Source organism: Legionella sp. 16cNR16C (assembly GCF_021297775.1).
Lineage (GTDB): Bacteria > Pseudomonadota > Gammaproteobacteria > Legionellales > Legionellaceae > Legionella_C > Legionella_C quinlivanii_A.
Window position 1 is genome coordinate 91,598 of sequence record NZ_JAJTMX010000001.1, and the last position, 20,281, is coordinate 111,878.

The following is a 20,281-nucleotide window of genomic DNA, read 5'->3' on the forward strand; positions in this document are numbered from 1 at the left end:
AATTTTGTTATTCCCGCACCGGGATGGAAGTAAACGTAAGAGAAAATCCTCTCTCCCAAGTTGGGAGAGGGCTAGGGTCACTGCCATTAAGTTTAAGTTAAGAATTCTACAATAACTCCTCAACTTAATGGTGAGGGCTAGGGTGAGGGTTGATTTTTACCCCCCCCCTCTCTTCATCATGGACGTGGCTGAGGTTTTGCTTCGGGCTCTGGTTCCGGGCTTTTTATTGTTCCGAGAGCATCGCGCATCGAGTTGGTCTGATTAACTGAAGGGATCTCGGAGAGCGCTTTCAATGCTTTAGTATACAGAGGCTGAGGATTCGCCTTATTTGCCAGCTCTATTGCTGATTTAATCTCTTCGACTGTGCCCTGATAAAGCGTGCCGTCTCCACAGGAAAAGACGGTAAAGCCTGTAGGTTTTCCATCTCTCATTTGCTGAGCAAGAAATTCACGCTTTTGGCTGGCCTGATCAGTAAAAAACTCGATGGCACTTTCCTGAGAGGGGAAAACCAGACTGCCGTCTTCTTCCGGCTCCTGACCATACTTGAGTTTAAATTGGTCAACAATTTTGAGCCAGTCGTCATCATTGATAGAGAGTTTCCTAATGCTTACTGGTTCTGGTGCAGGCTCATCGGCTTCGGATTTTTTTTTGTCAGGCTGAGTTAAATTTTCTTGTGGAAGAACTGGTTTTTTAGCTTCCTGAGCCTGAATGGCTTCATTCTCGCGACGCTGGGCTTCCAGCTGATCTTTATGTTTTTGGGTCTTGGCTTTGGTCATCGTTATCTCCAATCCTGATGAGGAGTATAATATTCTTTCAGTAAGTCCAGGAATGATAACATACTTTTCAGTGCAGCATCTGGGGAGAATTGTTAAGTTCCTGTTAATTTTTTGTCTAATCGCAATGTTTTTACCGTATTCTAAAATTGTAGTCTGAAAATACAGCTATGGTTTCAATTTCGCTTTCGCGTTAAACTAACAGACTTATCGCTGGAGAGATTAATTCCACCTGTCTGCCCCAGGCAAATGACAACAGGTTAAAGCTCAGGCTTATATAATAGATTATTGATGAATTGAAAGAGAAATCCATGTTAGAAGTAAATCAAATCAGTTTTTCACTGGAAGACCTTTCCAAGCGTACTCAGGCGCTTAGGGGGTATCTTTGACTTTGATACGAAGAAAGAAAAATTAGAAGAGGTCATCCGAGAGCTGGAGGCGCCCGAAGTATGGAACAATCCTGAAAAAGCGCAGGCTTTAGGGAAAGAACGTGCTCAATTGGAGGCAGTCGTCAGCCAACTGGAACAGCTAGGTCAGAACATCGTTGACCTCAATGAGCTTTTTGAATTAGCTCGTGCTGAAAATGACGAGTCTGCAATCAACGACGTTTTTCAGGAACTGCAGGATGTTGAACAGCAAGTGGCTGCGCTGGAATTCAGACGTATGTTTTCCGGAAAAATGGATCAGGCGCCGGCTTATCTTGATATCCAATCCGGTTCCGGAGGCACAGAAGCCCAGGATTGGGCGGAAATGCTGCTTCGTATGTATTTACGATGGGGAGAGCAGCATGGGTTTGATACAGAGCTTGTTGAATGCTCAGCAGGGGATGTGGCTGGAATAAAAAGTGCTACCATTCATTTTAAAGGCGAATATGCCTATGGCTGGTTACGCACAGAAACCGGAGTTCATCGCCTGGTTCGTAAATCCCCCTTTGACTCGGGAAACCGGCGTCACACGTCCTTTGCTGCTGTTTTTTTGTCGCCCGAAATTGATGACAATATTGAAATTGAAATTAATCCGGCTGATCTGCGTATTGACACCTATCGTGCTTCAGGGGCCGGCGGACAGCACGTTAACCGAACAGACTCCGCAGTAAGAATTACTCACGAGCCTACCGGAATTGTTGTCCAGTGCCAGACAGACAGAAGCCAGCATAAGAATAAAGATCAGGCCATGAAGCAACTTCGCGCGAAATTGTATGAGCTTGAAATGCAAAAGAAAAATGCCGAGCAACAAGCGCTGGAGGCCACCAAATCGGATATTGGCTGGGGTTCGCAAATACGTTCCTATGTCCTTGATCAGTCTCGAATCAAGGATTTACGTACAGGTGTTGAAACAAGTAATACGCAGGCAGTACTTGATGGCGATCTCGATCGTTTCATTGAAGCCAGTTTAAAGGCAGGAATAGGTGCAGAATGACAGAAGAACATTTAGACGAAAGTACAGTATATCAGATACGTAGACAAAAGCTGGAAGGACTGCGAGGAGAGGGTTTTCAATTTCCTAACCAATTTCGCCGCCAATACCTGGCTGCCAATTTACTAATGCAATATGAAAATCAGGATAAGGAAAGCCTGGCTGAACAATCGGTCCATGTTTCAGTCGCTGGCCGTATTATGTTGCGAAGAGTAATGGGAAAAGCCAGCTTTTTTCATATTCAGGATGTTTCCGGACGCATACAGGTTTATATTCGACAAAATGATCTACCAGAGATGTACGAGCAATTTAAGCACTGGGATCTGGGAGATATCGTCGGAGTCAAAGGTCTTTTGTTTAAAACAAATACTGGTGAATTATCCGTCCATGCCGACTCTGTAGAATTACTAACCAAATCACTTCGCCCATTGCCAGATAAGTTTCATGGTTTGGCTGATCAGGAAATGCGTTATCGTAAGCGTTATGTGGATCTAATCGCTAATGAAGAAAGCCGCCGAACGTTCCTAATCCGCTCAAAGCTCATTACTGCCTTACGGCAATATATGGATCATCATGATTTTCTTGAAGTAGAAACGCCAATGATGCATCCCATTCCTGGCGGTGCTTTAGCCCGGCCATTCATTACTCATCATAATAGTCTGGATATGCAGATGTTTCTGCGCATTGCACCGGAGCTTTATTTGAAGCGGCTGGTTGTCGGTGGATTTGAAAGGGTATATGAAATTAATCGAAACTTTCGTAATGAAGGGCTGTCGACACGGCATAATCCTGAATTTACGATGATTGAGTTTTATCAGGCTTATGCCGATTACAATGACATGATGAATTTCACCGAAAGCCTGCTTCATCACCTTTGCGATGTGGTCAATGGTTCGCGGCAAATTCAATATCAGGACAGCATGCTTGATTTTTCCAATCCTTTTGCAAGACTCTCTGTGCGGGAAGCGATACTGAAGTTTCATCCCAATCTCAATGAAAGTCATCTGTCTTCCATTGAAGCTTGCCGTAAGGTACTTGACAGCCTTTCACTGCCCTATGGCCAGAATGATGGGCTTGGTAAATTGCAGATGATAATTTTTGAAGAAACCGTTGAACACCTTTTGATTCAACCAACCTTTATAACCGGCTATCCGACAGAGATTTCGCCTTTGGCGAGAAGGAATGACCGCGATCCTGAGGTAACGGATCGTTTTGAGTTCTTTATTGGCGGCCGCGAAATAGCTAATGGATTCTCAGAGTTAAATGATGCAGAAGATCAGGCCGAACGTTTCCGCAAGCAGGTTGATGATAAAGATGCCGGCGATTTGGAAGCAATGCATTACGATCATGATTATATTGAAGCCCTGGAATATGGAATGCCTCCAACGGCAGGTGAGGGAATTGGAATTGACCGTCTGGTGATGTTATTTACCAATTCGCCTTCAATTCGAGATGTGATTCTGTTTCCGCACATGAGATCTCAGGATTAGATCTGATCAAATAGAGTCTTAATTTGCACATTGAGACTCTATTTTACCCGTTTTCCATAGACGTTTCGCTTCCTGATAAATTCCTTTCTCTCAACTAATTGACTATGCTGTAAGTAAAGTGCTCGATTGATCCTAATATGATCTCCATACGCAGGTATGTGTTACTACTCTTGTTATTCGCTTTCGGTAATCAGGCCAAAGCAGGGCTATATCCTGGTGAAACTATTATGAAGGCAGGGGGAGCCGAATCCCTGGTGTTTTTTAAAAAGGGGGATCCTGATAAGCCATTAATAGTTTTTGTACCTGGTGATTCGCATCTGGCAAGGATCTCCTATGGATTTCCTCTTGGTAAGGAAAAGGATTTTCTGGCCTATTGGTTAAATAAGAAGGGTTACTCTTTCCTGGGGATTTCCTATCCACTTGAAAACCCTGTGTACACTCATGTTTATCCAGGATTCTCTATCCATGACTGGGGAGAACAGATTGCTGAAATATCGCAGCAGATTATCGCGAGGCATAAACTGAGTAATAAGATTGTCATTCTTGGCTGGAGTATGGGAGGTTCAATTGAAGAAACAGCAACCAGTGCAGCGGTAAAACGCGGACTTGAGGTGCAATTATTCATCGGCTTGTCTGCTGTTCCCCCATTGCCCTATGTCATGCAATCCGGTCCTTACTCAACCGGCACGATGAGAGCCAATCATTTAGCAGACCGAAGTAAGTTATTTCCAATTTTTTATCAATTAATTGAGCAGCAAAACCAGCTAAATCAGCACAATATTATTCCTGAAACAGTCTATATGAGTGAATTCATCGGTCATATTCCTGTTGCATTGGCTGCTGAAGGATATATGTACCAAAACCGGCATCTGGTAAAAAATATTCCCTCAACTTTAAAAGATGGTCAGGTTTTTGACTTTGCCAATACTCCCTGGATTGCATTGATTGTCGATGATTCAATGACTACAGCCAAAATCTCTCTGATTGATCCGGCTGCATGGAATTTTTTGCGCGCAGAAATGATTTATAGTCAGTATTTAAAAGGAAAACTGTCTGGCGCATCATCTCATAAATGGTATAAGATTTCAGAGCTTTTAAATAGCCTGCCCCAATTGCTTACAATGACTGTTAATGGAAACCACTTCTTTTTCCTGGGTGAAAAAGGAGCCAGAAAAACTGCCGAGAAGATCAATGAGCTTCTGGGCAGGGTAGATTCTCTAAAAGAGAAGTTGCATAAATTACTGCAATAAGATACCTCATTTTATAAATATCATTGTGCTTGACTTCAAAAAATAAGCTAGATAACATCCCCTTCTATTGAGCTGCCATCAGGTAAGCCAATATCGGACATATATGGAAATTGGAGTTGTACAATGAAAGCCAACCTGCACGCAGCGGCGCTGCGTTTTTTATTCTTTGAATGAAACCTTGATTTATCACTGTGTTCAATGATTGATTTAATGGATTATTCAAATGATAAAAAAAATATTAGTGTTTATTCTTGTTGTTAAAGCGCATTTATGTTTCTCCTTTAATGCAAACCCACAGGGCGCCGCGGTACTTAGTTATGTATTCCCACCGCCCCACACTGTGTATGCAGGAGAGCCTGTGCGTTTTCGGATGCGTGCTGATTTTTTTGAATTTGGCAGGCATTGTGCTTATTACTGGAAAACGCCGGTAAATGCCATATTAAGCTATGTTTCGGGGGATTGTCCTTTGCTTAATAATTCTATCCCCAACCCCCGCAGTCCCTTTTCTGTCTGTTTTTTTGATGTGATTATCCCGACTACAGTTAATCAGATCATCAAGGGAGATATTTCATATAATAACTATTCTTTTAATTCAAACAGGTGTTGCGGTGGAAACCAGTTTCAAGCTCAGTCAACACCTTTTGAAATTAAAGTTATCCCTCATCCATTATCAATTTCAGCTGCAGCAGATCAAACTGCGACGGCTAATGTAGGTTTCAGTTATAATTTTTTGAATGTAATTAATTATTACCATGAAAATGTACAGTCTGGAGCAAGTCCTGTAATTCACGTAGTGCCTGCGGAGCAGAATGGATTGCGCTTTGATCCTGCATTGCACAGTGTGATTGGCAAGCCTGAGCGTCCGGGGATTTATCAATTTCAATTCAGTGCCAGCAATTTTTACAGCTATACAGCGCCGGCAGTATTAACTATCAATGTCAGGGAAAACCCTCAGGATAAACCGGTTTTTATCCCGGAAGTAATCCTCCCTTCTGCACATGCATTACAAATGTATCAACTGAATCTATCCGCTTTGCTAACTGCCAATTCCAGTTTTTTTTCCAATAACCAAATCAGATTTCGATTTGATTCCCGTTATTCCAATCCTGATTGGTTGCTGGTGGCCGAGGACGGTTTACGGCTTCAGGGGATTGTTCCTGACAATGAGGAAACTTCATGGAGCTTCACTTTGATAGCCAGTTCTAATGCTGGAGGGGATTCATTGCCTAAATCCTTTGTTATTGAAAGGGCAATTGATCCCGCAAAGAAACCTGTATTGAAACCGCTTGCTCTTAGTGCCGCAGCCGGTGATTATTTCTCGTTTAACATACAAGATGCACTGGCAAGCGCTACTGAAAATACGGACATCAAAGTCTATCTTGATAAGGTGGAGCCTGCGGCTCCCTGGATCCATTACAGCTCAGGATCTCAGACAGGACTTGAAGGCGAGATTCCTTTTGATGCCATGGGAGAAGTATTTCACCTGACCATTCGCGCTGCCAACAGAGAAGGAGGCAGTTCAGACTCAATGAGCATTCCTCTGACAATATCAGCCAATCCAGTGTATCAGCCAAGACTGAAGGACTCGGCATTTGCCTTACCGCTAGCTTATGCTGGGCAAGAATATCACTTTGATTTTGTTGACGAAAAAACAATTTATCCGGACTATAGTTCAATCCCCTATGAGATATTTCTTAGCAATAAGTGCTACGGTATATCCAACCCACCCTGGATTAGAGTCATTGACAATAAGCTTGAGGCCAATATTCCGAAAGAATTAACCGAAGATATTCTCTCTTGTGTACAAATAAAAAATAAAGCTGGAGGTTTAAGTGAGGTTATTCCACTAATGATAAGAGTAGCTTAATGAGATTTGCTTCGCTCAATATCCCCTAACCGCCAGGTACCGCGACTTCTCATTGGTATCAATACAGTCTGTTCTTGGCTTCTACGTCCCTCGGCTTGTCCGAGGGATCAGAACGACAGGCTGCACCTGGCAGGAAAGTAATGCAAGCCTTCACTGCCTGTCTGGAAAAATATCTTTAAACTGCAGGTGATTATTAACTGACATGGCGATATGCCGCTTCTTATAAAAACCGCCCAATTTATAAATTATAATCGGCACTACAAAGCTGACAAAACCCATAGCGAAGGCAATTTTGTAGGTAGGATCCTGATTCAGTAATAGAAAGATTAGACAGGCAAGCATTAGCACGATGGCTACAATGCCTGTATAAGGGGAGCCGGGCGTTTTATAACCTAAATCTGCTGTGGTGTAACCTGCCTGATATAAGCGGCGTCTAAAGTTAATTTGTGCCCAGCACAGTGAAATCCATGCCAGAGCGCCTGTAAATCCGGATACCAGCAATAATGCGATATACAGCATCGATTGACCAAAAAAGTAACCGGCTGCTAATAAAAGCCAAATGGCCGCAAGCGTTACAATGCCTGCGTTTTGTGGTACGGCATTGCGGTTAAGTTTACTAAGCCGATGAGGAGCCATGCCATTTCTGGCCAGGGCGTTTAATGACCGTACAATACCATAGACACCAGAATTAGAGCAGGAAAGCGTAGCGGTTAATGTAACAAAACTGGTGGCTGCACCTGCCCAGCGTAAGCCATAGAAATTGAGTGCATCGGCAAATACCGAGTTGCTCAAGCCTGCTTTCTGCCAGGGAAAAATTAATACCAGACAGAACACTGGAATAATATAAATGAATAAAATACGAAAGGTCACATTGCGGATGGCGCGTGGAATCATACGGGCAGGATTGACTGATTCACCAGCGGCCAGACCAATAATTTCAGAACCCTGATAGTTAACCAGCAAAAGTACCATAGCGGTAAGAAGGGCCATTCCTCCATTGGGAAACAATCCTCCCTCATCAAAAATAAATCTGCCGCCTATAATACCTGCAGGCTGTGGGCCATGTATGATGCCGAAAAAGATTAGCAATGCGAGAATTACGAATCCCATTAAAGCCAGTATTTTAATGAGGGCAAGCCAGAATTCAATTTCACCAAAGGTTCCAACCTTGGCAATATTTACATAGGTAATAATAAGACCGAAACATACCGCCCAAATATAGCCGTTCACACCAGTAAAGTGCTGCATAATAATCCCGCCGGCTATACATTCCGCGGGAATATAGGCTACCCAGCTAATCCAGTAGGACCATCCGACGCCACAAGCGACTGAAGGAGAAATAAAATCGGCGGTGTAGGTGATGAATGAACCTGAAATAGGGATGGCAACAGCAAGTTCACCCATACATAGCATGGTTAAATAGATAATTAAACCGCCTAAAATATAGGCGATGAATACTGAGGGACCTACCTGATTGACTACCGCGCCAGTACCTAGAAAATAACCAGAGCCGATAATGCCGCCGAGGGCAATCAATTGAACATGGCGATCTTTCAAACCGCGTTTGTAACCGCCATCGTTAATTGGCGCACTTTGATTTTTAATCTCATTAGTCACTGACTGTATGGTCTCTCGAATGTTAAAAAATTAACGAATTGTACAATAGTGCCGTACATTGTCTACTTTTTTTTAAAAAAAATAGCACAAGAAAGAGATTTTTATAAGAAAAATTGAGAGAAGGCAAGTGTTATTTTTCTCTTTAATTATTTAGGACTATTTCTTTGAGGAAATAATTTCCTGAAGCATTCTTTCAACATTGGGATTTTTAAAAAGCACATGGTCGGTCAGGCCTGTTGCAACAAGGGTTGGGGCCAGGTTTTTCATGGTTTTCCAAGCATTTTGCCGAGCTAAATCGCTGCTGTCCGGATCTTCTATGATTTGGATATTTGCAATAAAAGCAGCAACGGTTCCCTTGCGAACAGGTACGCCTTTGATTACTGTATAATCCACACCATCAGCAAGAATATCTTCAGGTTTTACTGAGTGATCAGACATGATTGGCTCCTGAAAAATTCAAGATGATACTTAGATCTTGGGTTGAGTTCAATTGTTTCAGGTTAAGTAGTTTGTATTGTTTCATAAATGAAGATAGGTGCACAAAACCGTCTTTGCGAGCGCTAGCGAAGCAATCTCATCACTTTGTTCAAGCTTCGATCTGGATTGCTTCACTCTGTTCGCAAAGACAATAGCTTTTCTATTTAAGCCCCCGTATTCGCGGGGATAACAGCCGCGCACACAGAGGGTTAGAATAAGTCCGTCTACAGAACATTCTCTTGTTGTGGGGGAGGATAAAAAGCGCTGACCAGATCGTCTATGGTATTGATTGGCTTTTTAGTCTGCAAAAACTCACTAAGTGCGCCACCTGATTCTTTAATAAATTCCTTAAGACTTCGACCCAGGCTGCCTTGTTTGATGATTGCAAGATCATCAGGGGATAAATTATCTCCTCGTGTTATGGTCTCCAAAAAATTCTTAACGCTAGCTATTTTTTGAGGTCCACTGTACTGAGAGAAAAACGTTCTATGGTAGTAGTCTGGCTTCGTAGCTCGATCTGCTTTGTAGGTATTCAGGATACGCTTAAGTGTTTCAATCGGTTCACGTTTGTTCAAAGTATTTAACAAGTCATCGAAAGACTGCAGATCCTGATTTAACTCACGGCTTATTGCCTGGCGATTATCCTCAAATACCTTGTTAAGTGTTGTATATAAACGGCCATTCTTGAGCGCTCCACGATCCTTGGCGGTGATGAAGCCATCTTTATTGCATATTGCATCAATAAAATGGTTTGCAGCGCCTAGTTTATCTTCTTCTGTATACTGACCCCATGAAATCCGATGCAGGGTTTTTCCTTTACCCTTACGGTCATCGTGGTATGTTTTGGCTGCTTTTATGAGCAAGTCCAATGCAGAAGAGGGTTTGCCTGAATCGATTGGCTGTTCTTTATGCTGTTCTTCATCTGAATTCATTAATGGATGAATAGTCACAACTTGTGCTTCAGACTCAGCTTCCCGTTCTTGCTGCGCTTCCAGTTCACGAGCACGTTCAGCCTCCAGTCGGGCATTTTCTTCCGCCTGACGCCGTTCAACTGCCAGACGCGCCCGCTCGGCCTGTTGACGTCGTTCAGCTTCCTTTTCCTGGCGAGCACGCTCCTGCGCCTCAGCTTCCTGACGAGCCCGCTCTTGCTCCTGCCGTTGTTCGGCTTCCCGACGAGTACGTTCTTCCATTTGACGCCGTTCGGCTGCCAGTCGAGCTCGATCGGCTTGTTGACGTCGTTCAGCTTCCTGTTTGGCACGCTCTTCAGTCGCTCGTTGCTGAGCTTCGCGCTCGGCCTGTTCTTTAGCCGCACGTTCCTGAGCTTGGCGCTCGGCCTGTTCTTTAGCCGCGCGTTCCTCAGCTTGGCGCTCGGCCTGTTCTTTAGCCGCACGTTCCTGAGCTTGGCGCTCGGCCTGTTCTTTAGCCGCGCGTTCCTGAGCTTGGCGCTCGGCCTGTTCTTTAGCCGCACGTTCCTGAGCCTGCGGCCATACCGTTTCTTTCAGGACTATATGCTGGTGTAGATACCTCTTTCAGATTACAATCCTTCATGGCGTATTTCCTTTTGTTGATTTTGTTCTTGCGGAACTTTCTTCAACAGGATACGCCACCTAATTTATTTTTCCATACACCAGATTCGAGCATAACTCTTTGAAATGGAGTATGAAGGATGGGTTGTAAAAAAGTTGCTTAACTGGTGTGTCTTAAATTGCTTGACACGTCAACCAAAAATGTCTTGAGGATTGTTTTTTCTTGTTACCTTTCGACTTCTGAATTATTGCTGCTTAAGATGAAATAAAAAGGATTTTTCTTCGATGATAGTTGAACATCATGATATGGACGCAATGACTGATAACGCATTTGAAACGCTTCTAGAAAAAGGACAACCTTTTATTGATAAATCACGGTTTCTTCGCTGGATAGATGGCGCTGGGATTACCATCCTTATTTGCGGAGAAGGGTGGGGAAAATCAACAAATCTCTCAATGCTCCGTTCTTTTTTATTAAATCATGAGCCGCATCAAAGTAAATTATTTAAGGACTTAGCCATTAGTCAGCAAGGGCCTTACGGCAAATTTCAAGGTAAATACCCAGTGCTTTGGCTCGATTTTTCAAAACTTGGCTATGGCAGTACTGAAAAGGAAATAAAAGACTTCCTGATTGCTTCTGTTAGAAACTTATATCAAAACTTTGAGCTAGAGCCGCCCAAAGACTTGGCTAGTAACAGATTACCAAGAGAAGTTCAGCGGCTTAGTGTTACACTCCGCGAGCGCTTTGGTTTACAACCAATTTTAATCATTGATGACTATGATAAACCAACCCGAATTGCTCACTATGGTGGTTTTTACCAAGCAATTAATTCGCTTATTGAAGGACTGTTGACTGCATGCTTAAAAAATACCGCTTACGTATGCCAGGCATTTTTAATTGGGCAAACGCGACCTGGCGATAAGCAAGTACCAACTAACTTTAATAATTTTAGCTTATGCAGTATTTTTGATAGAAAGTTTCAGGGTATTTTTGGTTTTAGTCAGGAGGAAGTGAAAACGCTTTTCACCTTTCATAATTTAACCCTTTCAAAAGAAGACTGGCAGCAGCTTGCTTTGTGGTATGGTGGCTATTATGTTGCAGGTAAAGAATATTATAACCCCCACTCGATTACTTGCTATTTAAATCAACTAAAGCTCGGCAACGCAGAGTTTAAGCCATTTTTATCAAGTGAAAGCCCTTTTTTCAAAACCTTTTCTCCAGCAATTGTTGCCCAATTAGGCAGCTTACTGAAAAACAATGTCGCGACGATTCGTCTAAGAGCCCATGTATTTTCTAATTATTATCTGGGGAGCGAGGCAAGTGAAGCAGTCATGTTAAATCGACTGTTGTATAGTCAAATTTTAACGCCTACCCAAGCCACAAGTGATTTTGATAGTGATGACTTCATTGAGGTAAAGCTTCCTAATCAGGAAATAACCTATTTTATTAAAAACCTTTTAGTCATGCATTATCAATGGAACGAAAGCTGTTTATCTAAAAAAGAGGTGATGACGTTCATTGGGCAATATTTAACAGAAAATCCAAAGGCATCAATGGATGCAATTATTGAACTAGGCGCACTTATCCATCAAAACAAATTGATTGAGGCATCTGCAATGGTTAACGCACTTAAAGTCGATCAAACCAATAGCAACTCTCAGGTTAAAGGCGATTCAGTAATGCTGAGCCCGATTAGAATTTTAACTAATAGCTCACTTGGTTCGCCTATCCATTCTAATCGTAAAAGTGCATTAATGACTGAGCAAAAGGAACAATCATTTTTTCCTTCTATGCAACAACCAGAATAACAAAAATATATATAACAACTTTCATAAGGCCTGATTAATCGTATAATCAGACTAGGATTTTTAATTAATCAAACTGATTGATTGTTTATATACGTGACGTGGTCAAGTAAAACGTTACAACCCAGTTAAGCTATTTTTTGTAACAGCAATTTAGCTTGTTTTTCATACTGATTGGGAGAAACATATCCTAAGAATGAATGAAGACGCTTGCTGTTATAATGCATAGCAATATAACTCGAATTAACGGTTAAATGTTGATTGTGACTGGTGAGCAAATAAATGGCTAAATTTACCACTTATTTCATCCATTGTAGAAAGTAGTTTATCAGTGGAGAGCTCTAATGATTTATCACTTTCTATTAATTTAGCGTAATCTTTGATAACTTGTTTTTTAATGTCAGTAATAGAGCTGATTTCATTGTTTTTTATGGCGTTATAAACACTATAATGCAAAGTAATCGCTACTTGGGTCGTTTTATCACTTTCATTCCTAATATCAATTAATTTAATGTCATTTATAAGGCCCTGAGTGTTTGTAATCATTATGATTAAATGAGAAACTAATTTTCCTGCCTTTACTTGTGCAGCACAGCTATCTCGATAAGAACGGACCGTATTAGCAATACGAGGATGATAGGAATCAACGAGGCTTTCATTGAAGATATTGCCATTATCTGAAGCAGGTCCTGCATAATGTTTTAATTCAGTCACACTCATTTGCTCACTACCAGCGGGTTTAAAAAAACCATTTGCTTTCGGTGTAGTTGGAGCAGCAGGAGTTGACCTTAAAGGGGCTTCAAAAAAATCCAAAACTTCCTTTTCACTTAAGGCCTCTTTATTGCCAACATTAGCCTCTATAGCTGTTACACAATCATGTAAACGTGTCATATAAAGTTTAAACATAGTTGGTTTTTGGATGTTTTCATAACCTACCATGAGAGTGGCTAATAATTCATGAACCCTGGGATTATCAGCTCGATTACCAGCAAAACTCTGTATATAGCTTTTTACAACGTGTTCATTAAAAACCATAGAAATTTGTCTTTGCGTGGTAAAAATTTCAGCCAATAAAGGCACTTTTTCAGCTGCGTTTGCTTGATGTCCGTGTTGAGAAACTAAACTTAATAATTTAATAAAATTAGTTTTAAATAGGATAACATTAGGATTAACCTCTGCCACTGCAAGTGAATTAATAAACTTATGAAACTGATTTAACATTATTGACTCTATTTAAATAATATGGGCGTATATTTTGCACCATTCTATTTAATGAGCACAAGCGATAGAGTTAGTTCTTTGTACATTATAAACGCCTGGTTAACCTACTTATCAGACTTATAGAGGAGCCATCTACTCACAGTAAAACCCTAAGTCCGGTTAATTCGTTCTATATAAGAATTTTGCCAATAGGTTTTGAACTGTTAATTCATGGCCTTTCTACTGCCTCAGTCCATCAACCATTAGACTACAGGAGGAATTACAACAAGCCTTATACAGATAGAGCAGGGGAATGAAGTGGATCATCAAATAATGCATAGTAAAGGCAAGTTATGCTAAAAAATGAGTAAAATAAAAGTGAAACCTTTGCTGAGTTGTTTAACTTCTTAGTTTTAGTTTTTAGGTTACGAAATTTGAATATAGTTATCTTTTTTAAAGATTTGTTAAATAGATTCATTTTGATAATTTCCTTGTTACGCCATATTCTTTCTTTTTGTTTTATCCATTCGCAATATGATTGAATTCAACCCAGATCGATAATTTCATCATCATGCTTGATTTGTCGTCAATATTCATTTTAAGGTAAGTGCTTTCATAATTGCTCACCCCATCACTCTTTTTCAGTTATCTCAAGGTCTTAATTTGGCACTCCCTGCGTCAGCTTGACACAAACGCAGCTTCTCACTTCATTGATGGCCTAGTGTGTACTTAGCCCCTGTTTTCGGTCAACATTAGTTCCCATTTCAAGAATGTAGTTGTTGTTAATGGGCGTTTCATATAATATCGCTATCAATTCAAGACCTAAAGTGGTCTTATCATCAATAAATAGTTCCGCCTCTAGGCATTTAGTTAACATATTGTTAAATTTATATACCACATGTTTTCACTAAATGACTTTAAATGCAGAACTCCATAATTGGAAAATTTCCAGTAACGAGACTCATTTCGCCAACCTGTTTTGCTCCCATGCATTTATAGAACCCCCTAATTTGGGGAATATTGTCAGAAATAAAACGAAATACACCCCAGCCTTGATTTTTGGAAATGTTTATCACTTCATTCCATAATAAACGCCCATACCCCTTTCCTATAAATTGATTGTCAAGAAACAAGAGATCAAGTTCTGCGTGTTCTCTTTTTATTGTCGGTCCTCTCATCCCAATGACTCCAATAAACCGATTACAAAGGAGTGCTTTCATTAATATATGATCTTCAACATAGTATGCCCGAGGCCCCCAAATGTTAACAAAATCATTAACATAATCTTCTTTATCTGGATGAAAATGAGATTTAGAACGTTTCATTAACTCCAATATATCTTGAATATCTGAAATTGTTGCTGGCAAAAGTAGGATACTTTTTAATATCAATTTAAAATCCTTCTTTACTGTCTAAAACACATTTGGGCATCTAAATTTTCAGTTAAATTGGAAATTTATCAATTTTTTCTTGATGAGCGTTAAACACCCTTGACTGCACCAATGAAAATTGCGACATGAAGAAATTTCTAAGGCTCGAATCGGAAGCCAAAGCGATAAGTATTATTTAAATAAGAGCTGCATGGATTAACTCAACCTTATAAAAGATGCATTTTATCTTACACTAATTATTGTCTTGTAGAATTTTTGCAATAGTTGCCGGTTCGCGCTGTAATAGTAATAACAACACTTTTGCAGCGCCATGGGGCGAGCGATCGCCTTGTTCCCAGTGCTGTAATGTCCGCGAGCTAAATCCATAGCTATCAGCGAACTGCTGGCGTGACAGGTTTAGTTTTTCACGTATGGCCCGCACATCAATGGTTGCCGGAATTTCTACTTTATGCACTTTTGCTGCACCGGTATGGCCGCGAACATAGTCGATGGCGTTATGCATGCCTTCAATGATTTCATTACCGATATCTCGATTTGCCATAATTATCTCCTAGCTTGCTTGCACTCAGCCTTCAAAATTTGTGCAAGCACTGCAATTTGTTTCTTTTGCTCTGACGTTAAATTGTCCTTAACCCCTTTCCCGTACGCAGTGAGTAAAAAAATTGGTGCGTGCTCATTATAAAAATAATAAATTACCTAACCCCGCCACTCTTTGCTTTGTTTTTGCTTTTCCAACGAACTTTTCTAACTCCACCTGTTCCAGGAATAATTGCGCCTGCTTCAGGATTTTCAGCGATATACTCAATAAATTCGTCCCGATCATCTGAACTATCGAATCATTGATTTGAGCAAGAAACGCTGGAAATTCCACCACTGTTATTCTTTTTCTCATGATTTTATTATGCTCCAATGGGGCATTTTTGTCAAATTGAAATGCGTCGTTGTTACCGATTCGTGCTGCTAATTTTAAACAGTTTGGTTTTTATATCTGGATGATGTTTTACTCCCTTTATTTTGTCACCAAGCCAATCCTGCCCATGGTTTTGATTGAATAAGGACTTAACCCATAACATGAAAAAATCATCGCTAGATAGCATTGATTCGACCAAGCTCTTGCGTTCATCAAGCAATAAATCAATGGCGCAAGCAACCAACCATCGCGAAGGCACGGTTTGTCCTTCACTCATGCCCTTAATGGCTATGACGAATAGCTTTTGTCTTTATTAAATAAGTCTTTTGCTTTTTGATGGAGTTTTGCTGAGCGATTAGGGATGGCTTGAATCTCGGCAAAAATGGCTTTGATCTGATTGCTAAATCCTGCTTTTTATAATCAGCCAAATTCGCGCGATGTAATAATTCCAACGCTTGTGTTTTACTTTCGCCAGCTAATTGGCTAACCGCTATTTTAATTTGCTGTATGATGCCTGTAATTATGGTATCAAAAATATTTGCTCAACGTGTTCTTGATGGCAAAGGATTTCAATTTTTTCAAGCAATTCAATAAAGTCGTAAGGTAGACGAAATGTCAGCAAAATCGAGCAGCTCTGCTTCTTCCAGTAGCCGGTTTTTGTTAGCCTGCCAATGTTCTTTTGGGTGTAAAATAATTTTCCAGTGACAGATAGCGATAGGCTGGTTTCAAACTGATAACAACCGCTTTTAAAGCATCGGCCGTGTAAAAATACAGAAGAACTTTATGAAGGGATACCTTAAATTTACCTTCACTGGAATAGAGTGCCGCCTGCTCCTTTTAGCCATATTGTTTGCATATGGCCTTGAGATCAGATTCATAAAACTGTCTTGGCTGGTAGAATCGCGCGCCTCTCAGACAAACCCAAATAATAAAATAAATCCACTTTATTAGTGATGCTTTCCACGCTTTTCAGCCAGACCGCTAACTCCGGTGGTAAACAAAAATAGTTATTTTGCTCATCCGGGGAAAATTTTGGCGGGGCATTAAAAATAATTTGTTCTGCCGGAGTCAATATTTCAAGCTTTGCCAAAAAGGCACCTCCAACACATCAAATTTGATTCTTTTAATGCTCGTTTTATTAAGCGAGAAATTATATCATTAAGGTGCATTATAAACGATGAATAATATAATGGTGTTAAGCATGAAAAATACCTTAATACAAAAACCAGTAAAAAATAGGTGATATCAGCATGATTTATGGATATGTTCGGGTGAGTACTCAGGATCAGAGTGTCGAAAGTCAGAAAAACAGTATCAGCCGTTATTGCATTGAACAAAAGCTCATGGTTGACGAATGGATTGAATTGGAAATGTCCTCGCGCAAGCCAACTGCTATGCGCCGAATCGATGAATTGCTGGATAAATTATCAGCCGATGATGTGGTTATTGCTTCTGAATTATCAAGGCTTGGCCGTTCAATTAAAGAAACTCTAAATACCATAGAAACGATCACTCAAGACAAACAAGCAAGATTAATCCTGATTAAGCAAAATCTGGATTTAAATCCCACTGCTAAAAACAATATGGCTAATAAGGTACTTATTACTATCTTTTCAATGCTTGCGGAGCTAGAAAGAGATTTCATTTCAGAGCGTACAAAAGAAGGGTTACGCGCTCGAGTTGCAAAAGGTATCAAGCTGGGTAAACCAAAAGGAGTAATACAAGCCTCCATGTATGACAAAGATAAAGAAAAAATATTACACCTTTATCAATTAGGTGTTCCCATTCGTAAAATTATTGCAACCCATTTGGGTTATGGTAAGTATCTGTCGCTAAAAGCGTTTATTAATAAATCGAAGCGAGGAGTTTAAATGTTTCACAATATATCAGCTGCAATCGTAGAACGAATGAACGATTTGGAAAATAGAAATCGTGAAGAAATGTCTGGTCAAATCGATATCAAGCATTTTGATAAATTACGCCAAATCCCTCCTGAAACTGGGCGATTCATTAGTTTACTTGCAGCAACGAGTTCGTCTAAGGGGCAATGGATAGAGATAGGTACAAGCGCTGGATATTCAACCTTATGGTTAGCGTTAGCATGCAAACATTTAGAAACTAAAATAACAACGTTTGAATTAGATCAACAAAAAATCACATTGGCAAAGGAAACATTCGCTTCAGCCCAGGTGGAGCAATATGTCGAACTAGTGCAAGGCAATGTATTTGATTATTTGCCAAATTATAAGGATCTATCTTTGTGCTTTCTTGATACAGAAAAAGAACTTTATGTCGACTGTTATGATATCGTTATTCCCACCTCAGTGTCTGGTGGCATCTTAATGGCAGATAATGTGATTTCTCATCAATTGGATCTTCAACCAATGATTGATCGTGCACTGGAAGATAAAAGAGTTGATGCTTTAGTGGTACCAATTGGGCAAGGCATACTTTTATGTAGAAAGTTGTAACAAATAGCTCGTAGCTACTACTCGGTCACGCCACGTGCATAGTCATTGCCAGTTTGGGCTGGATATGCGGGAAAACCCAATAATCTGCCTCATAATGATAAACAAATGCATCAAGACCTTTCCTTAAGTCGGTTGGCCGTTCCATTACTCCCCAAGCCCTTATATTGCGTCAACTGTGATTCAATTTAGGGCGGACTACTAAAGTTTTTTCCAGAGATTCCGATAATAACTTACCTCCTGGAAATCCATTCCTGTTTGAATCCCCGGGATAATGAATTAACTGATGACGTTCTTAAATGTTTAAATTGAACATGGTGATTAAATTTGATTCACATGATAGAATCGTTTCGCCGTTCATTTTATGAATACACTGGAGAATAAATATGAAATATGCGTCAGCCGCTGCCGCTTCATTATTATTGAGTAGTCAATTAGCTGCTCAAAATGTTTCGATAGTAGGAAGTATTACGAAAGAAATTCCAGCCAGCAGCAATGCCCGCAGTGTAAATGTCGCGCCGCCGCAAGAAATCAGTCTGATGAAAATTGAACTATCAGAGCAGGGACGGGACTATTTAAGCCAGCAAGTTCAAAATTTACAAACGCACAGCAAGCAATTCGCTCTTACAGCATCTACTGCGCAATCAGCTGTAGATCTCGGAATGAATAATACACCGGTATTAAATCAGGGAAGTCATGGAAGTTGTGTAACCTTTGCGACGACAGCAGCTCTTGATGCAGCCCTTGGCAAAGGGGATTACATTAGCCAGCTCTGCCAGCTTGAGTTAGGTGCTTATTTAGCCGATAACGGCTATGCCACGAGCGGCTGGGAAGGTACCTGGGGACGCTTTCTTTTAGGACAGATAGATAGTTTTGGTTTTATTAATAAAGACAAGCAAAAACGCTATGGCTGTGGTGGTTTAACTGATTATCCTACCAACAATCCCAATATTGGTACGGCAATGTCTCTTGAGAGTTTCCATCCCTTGAGTGAACCATTAGACAGCAGCAAGATAACCTGGTCTCCCGTTCTCGATGTATATGATGCTTTTACAGGTAATATGGATGCAAACCGTACCCTGACAGAGGTGAAGCAGGCATTAAACGCAGGTGACCGAGTGACCTTTGGTGTTTTATTACTTGATTTCGACAAGGGAGTGATGGGTGCTGTCGGTACCTATAAGCAGAAATTTGATACCTGGGTTATTTCGCAGGATATTGCCGACGATCTAAAAAACAATCCCGAGTTTGGCGGCCATGAGATGGTTATCATTGGTTATGATGATAATGCGGTGTCTGTTGATGATAAAAAAGTAAGTCATCGTGGTTTATTAAAACTACGAAATTCATGGAGCGATAGAATTGGCGACAAAGGCAACTTTTATATGTCTTATGATTATTTCAAATTGCTGGTTATCGAAGCACAACGTATTAAAAAAATGAAATAACTTAACCTGGCCTTGATAGTTTGCCTGTCAAGGCTAGTGTTGCTTAGCATCCTTGCTCTTCTTTTTTTCATTAAGCGGCTCATTTTGCGCAATGAGTTGCTCAGCTGAAAAGGAGGTCATTTTGCCCGTGGATTTGATTTTGGTTTTTCGTTTCTTCAGTGCTTCTATTTCTGCTTCCAGGGTATAAATTACCTCGTACAAGTAATTGACCAAATGTTTTTTTTGCGTAATTTCTGAAATATTCCACGCTTCCTTATCTGCTCGCTGATGGGCAATTTTAAATTTAATTCCCACCATTTCTGTCGAATAGTCATTAGCATTTAATTTTTCAACGATTTGATCAGCGAGAATGTACCAGTGGTATTTGGTTCCTACCGGAACCCCTGATCCTTCTGGCGCCTTCCCTTTTCGCCTTTTGGTTACCGCGTAATGTATTTCCCATTTATCAGGTGTTAGTTTGCGCTCTTTCCATTGCCCCTGATCATAATTCCAGCTATGACTGCGGCCAATTTTCATGCCAGTATAAGCCTGGCCTTTAAATTCTTTGAACTGATTATAGGAGGCTGAATAATCGTTTGTATTTTTGTTACCGCTCTTGACTTCCTTTTTCATGATGAACCTCCAGATTTACTAAGCCTATTA

20 protein-coding genes and 1 pseudogene are annotated in these 20,281 nt (G+C 40.6%); 9 read left to right on the forward strand and 12 right to left on the reverse strand.

The genetic code is table 11. The annotated features are described in order from the left end of the window. Positions 1 to 176: 176 nt before the first annotated feature. Positions 177 to 776, reverse strand: coding sequence for a hypothetical protein (locus tag LXA66_RS00445; RefSeq protein WP_233011465.1), 600 nt, complete (start codon positions 774 to 776; stop codon positions 177 to 179). Between the two features lie 308 nt (positions 777 to 1,084). Between LXA66_RS00445 and prfB the strand changes: the two genes are divergently transcribed. The 4 genes from prfB (at position 1,085) to LXA66_RS00465 (ending at position 6,796) form a co-directional block, all read left to right on the forward strand. Further along, a protein-coding gene (prfB, locus tag LXA66_RS00450) for a peptide chain release factor 2 (protein WP_233011466.1) occupies positions 1,085 to 2,192 on the forward strand; the annotation gives its coding sequence in 2 pieces (ribosomal slippage) (positions 1,085 to 1,159 and positions 1,161 to 2,192; 1,107 coding nt in all). Next, a complete protein-coding gene (gene lysS, locus LXA66_RS00455; RefSeq protein WP_233011467.1) occupies positions 2,189 to 3,679 on the forward strand; it encodes a lysine--tRNA ligase in 1,491 nt (496 codons plus the stop codon). The genes prfB and lysS overlap by 4 nt, the downstream gene beginning before the upstream one ends. Positions 3,680 to 3,816: 137 nt before the next feature. Continuing rightward, complete coding sequence (locus LXA66_RS00460; protein ID WP_233011468.1) at positions 3,817 to 4,929, forward strand: hypothetical protein; 1,113 nt, start codon at positions 3,817 to 3,819, stop codon at positions 4,927 to 4,929. A 223-nt stretch (positions 4,930 to 5,152) separates the two neighbouring features. After that, complete coding sequence (locus LXA66_RS00465; protein ID WP_233011469.1) at positions 5,153 to 6,796, forward strand: hypothetical protein; 1,644 nt, start codon at positions 5,153 to 5,155, stop codon at positions 6,794 to 6,796. 150 nt (positions 6,797 to 6,946) lie between these two features. Here LXA66_RS00465 and LXA66_RS00470 read toward each other — a convergent pair whose 3' ends face one another. From LXA66_RS00470 to LXA66_RS00480, 3 genes are all read right to left on the reverse strand, one after another. Continuing rightward, positions 6,947 to 8,413 carry an amino acid permease gene (locus LXA66_RS00470; protein ID WP_112219994.1) on the reverse strand — a complete coding sequence of 489 codons (1,467 nt, stop codon included), beginning with the start codon at positions 8,411 to 8,413 and terminating at the stop codon, positions 6,947 to 6,949. A gap of 156 nt (positions 8,414 to 8,569) precedes the next feature. After that, positions 8,570 to 8,851: a hypothetical protein gene (locus tag LXA66_RS00475; protein ID WP_233011470.1), complete on the reverse strand. Its 282-nt coding sequence runs from the start codon at positions 8,849 to 8,851 to the stop codon at positions 8,570 to 8,572. 263 nt (positions 8,852 to 9,114) lie between these two features. Next, the gene (locus tag LXA66_RS00480; protein ID WP_233011471.1) at positions 9,115 to 10,080 is read right to left on the reverse strand and encodes a hypothetical protein; all 966 of its coding nucleotides are present in this window, start codon (positions 10,078 to 10,080) and stop codon (positions 9,115 to 9,117) included. Here LXA66_RS00480 and LXA66_RS00485 point away from each other — a divergent pair, their 5' ends adjacent. Both LXA66_RS00485 and LXA66_RS00490 read left to right on the forward strand, forming a co-directional pair. Next, positions 10,081 to 10,410, forward strand: coding sequence for a hypothetical protein (locus LXA66_RS00485; protein ID WP_233011472.1), 330 nt, complete (start codon positions 10,081 to 10,083; stop codon positions 10,408 to 10,410). A 291-nt stretch (positions 10,411 to 10,701) separates the two neighbouring features. Then, positions 10,702 to 12,225 carry an AAA family ATPase gene (locus LXA66_RS00490; RefSeq protein ID WP_233011473.1) on the forward strand — a complete coding sequence of 508 codons (1,524 nt, stop codon included), beginning with the start codon at positions 10,702 to 10,704 and terminating at the stop codon, positions 12,223 to 12,225. 125 nt (positions 12,226 to 12,350) lie between these two features. On the opposite strand, the pseudogene LXA66_RS00495 reads toward LXA66_RS00490, so the two are convergent. The 7 genes and pseudogenes from LXA66_RS00495 to LXA66_RS00525 form a co-directional block, all read right to left on the reverse strand. Further along, positions 12,351 to 12,461 (reverse strand): annotated as a pseudogene (locus LXA66_RS00495) (IS3 family transposase); the annotation flags it as partial. A 4-nt stretch (positions 12,462 to 12,465) separates the two neighbouring features. After that, positions 12,466 to 13,443 carry a hypothetical protein gene (locus LXA66_RS00500; protein ID WP_233011474.1) on the reverse strand — a complete coding sequence of 326 codons (978 nt, stop codon included), beginning with the start codon at positions 13,441 to 13,443 and terminating at the stop codon, positions 12,466 to 12,468. Positions 13,444 to 14,339: 896 nt separating this feature from the next. Further along, complete coding sequence (locus LXA66_RS00505) at positions 14,340 to 14,813, reverse strand: GNAT family N-acetyltransferase (protein ID WP_233011475.1); 474 nt, start codon at positions 14,811 to 14,813, stop codon at positions 14,340 to 14,342. A gap of 232 nt (positions 14,814 to 15,045) precedes the next feature. Continuing rightward, the gene (locus LXA66_RS00510; RefSeq protein ID WP_233011476.1) at positions 15,046 to 15,354 is read right to left on the reverse strand and encodes a DNA-binding transcriptional regulator; all 309 of its coding nucleotides are present in this window, start codon (positions 15,352 to 15,354) and stop codon (positions 15,046 to 15,048) included. Between the two features lie 135 nt (positions 15,355 to 15,489). Beyond that, complete coding sequence (locus LXA66_RS00515; protein ID WP_233011477.1) at positions 15,490 to 15,705, reverse strand: hypothetical protein; 216 nt, start codon at positions 15,703 to 15,705, stop codon at positions 15,490 to 15,492. Between the two features lie 52 nt (positions 15,706 to 15,757). Further along, the gene (locus tag LXA66_RS00520) at positions 15,758 to 15,982 is read right to left on the reverse strand and encodes a hypothetical protein (RefSeq protein WP_233011478.1); all 225 of its coding nucleotides are present in this window, start codon (positions 15,980 to 15,982) and stop codon (positions 15,758 to 15,760) included. Positions 15,983 to 16,597: 615 nt separating this feature from the next. Next, positions 16,598 to 16,813 carry a hypothetical protein gene (locus LXA66_RS00525; protein WP_233011479.1) on the reverse strand — a complete coding sequence of 72 codons (216 nt, stop codon included), beginning with the start codon at positions 16,811 to 16,813 and terminating at the stop codon, positions 16,598 to 16,600. Between the two features lie 160 nt (positions 16,814 to 16,973). Here LXA66_RS00525 and LXA66_RS00530 point away from each other — a divergent pair, with 160 nt between their 5' ends. The 3 genes from LXA66_RS00530 to LXA66_RS00540 all read left to right on the forward strand — a co-directional run bounded on the left by LXA66_RS00530 (position 16,974) and on the right by LXA66_RS00540 (position 19,639). Next, positions 16,974 to 17,594, forward strand: coding sequence for a recombinase family protein (locus tag LXA66_RS00530; RefSeq protein ID WP_233011480.1), 621 nt, complete (start codon positions 16,974 to 16,976; stop codon positions 17,592 to 17,594). Beyond that, on the forward strand, positions 17,595 to 18,194 hold the full coding sequence (locus LXA66_RS00535; protein ID WP_233011481.1) for an O-methyltransferase: 600 nt from the start codon (positions 17,595 to 17,597) through the stop codon (positions 18,192 to 18,194). A gap of 383 nt (positions 18,195 to 18,577) precedes the next feature. Continuing rightward, on the forward strand, positions 18,578 to 19,639 hold the full coding sequence (locus LXA66_RS00540; protein ID WP_233011482.1) for a C1 family peptidase: 1,062 nt from the start codon (positions 18,578 to 18,580) through the stop codon (positions 19,637 to 19,639). Positions 19,640 to 19,672: 33 nt separating this feature from the next. Here LXA66_RS00540 and LXA66_RS00545 read toward each other — a convergent pair whose 3' ends face one another. Continuing rightward, entirely contained in the window at positions 19,673 to 20,251 is a 579-nt protein-coding gene (locus LXA66_RS00545) for a hypothetical protein (RefSeq protein WP_233011483.1), read from the reverse strand. Between the last annotated feature and the right edge of the window lie 30 nt (positions 20,252 to 20,281).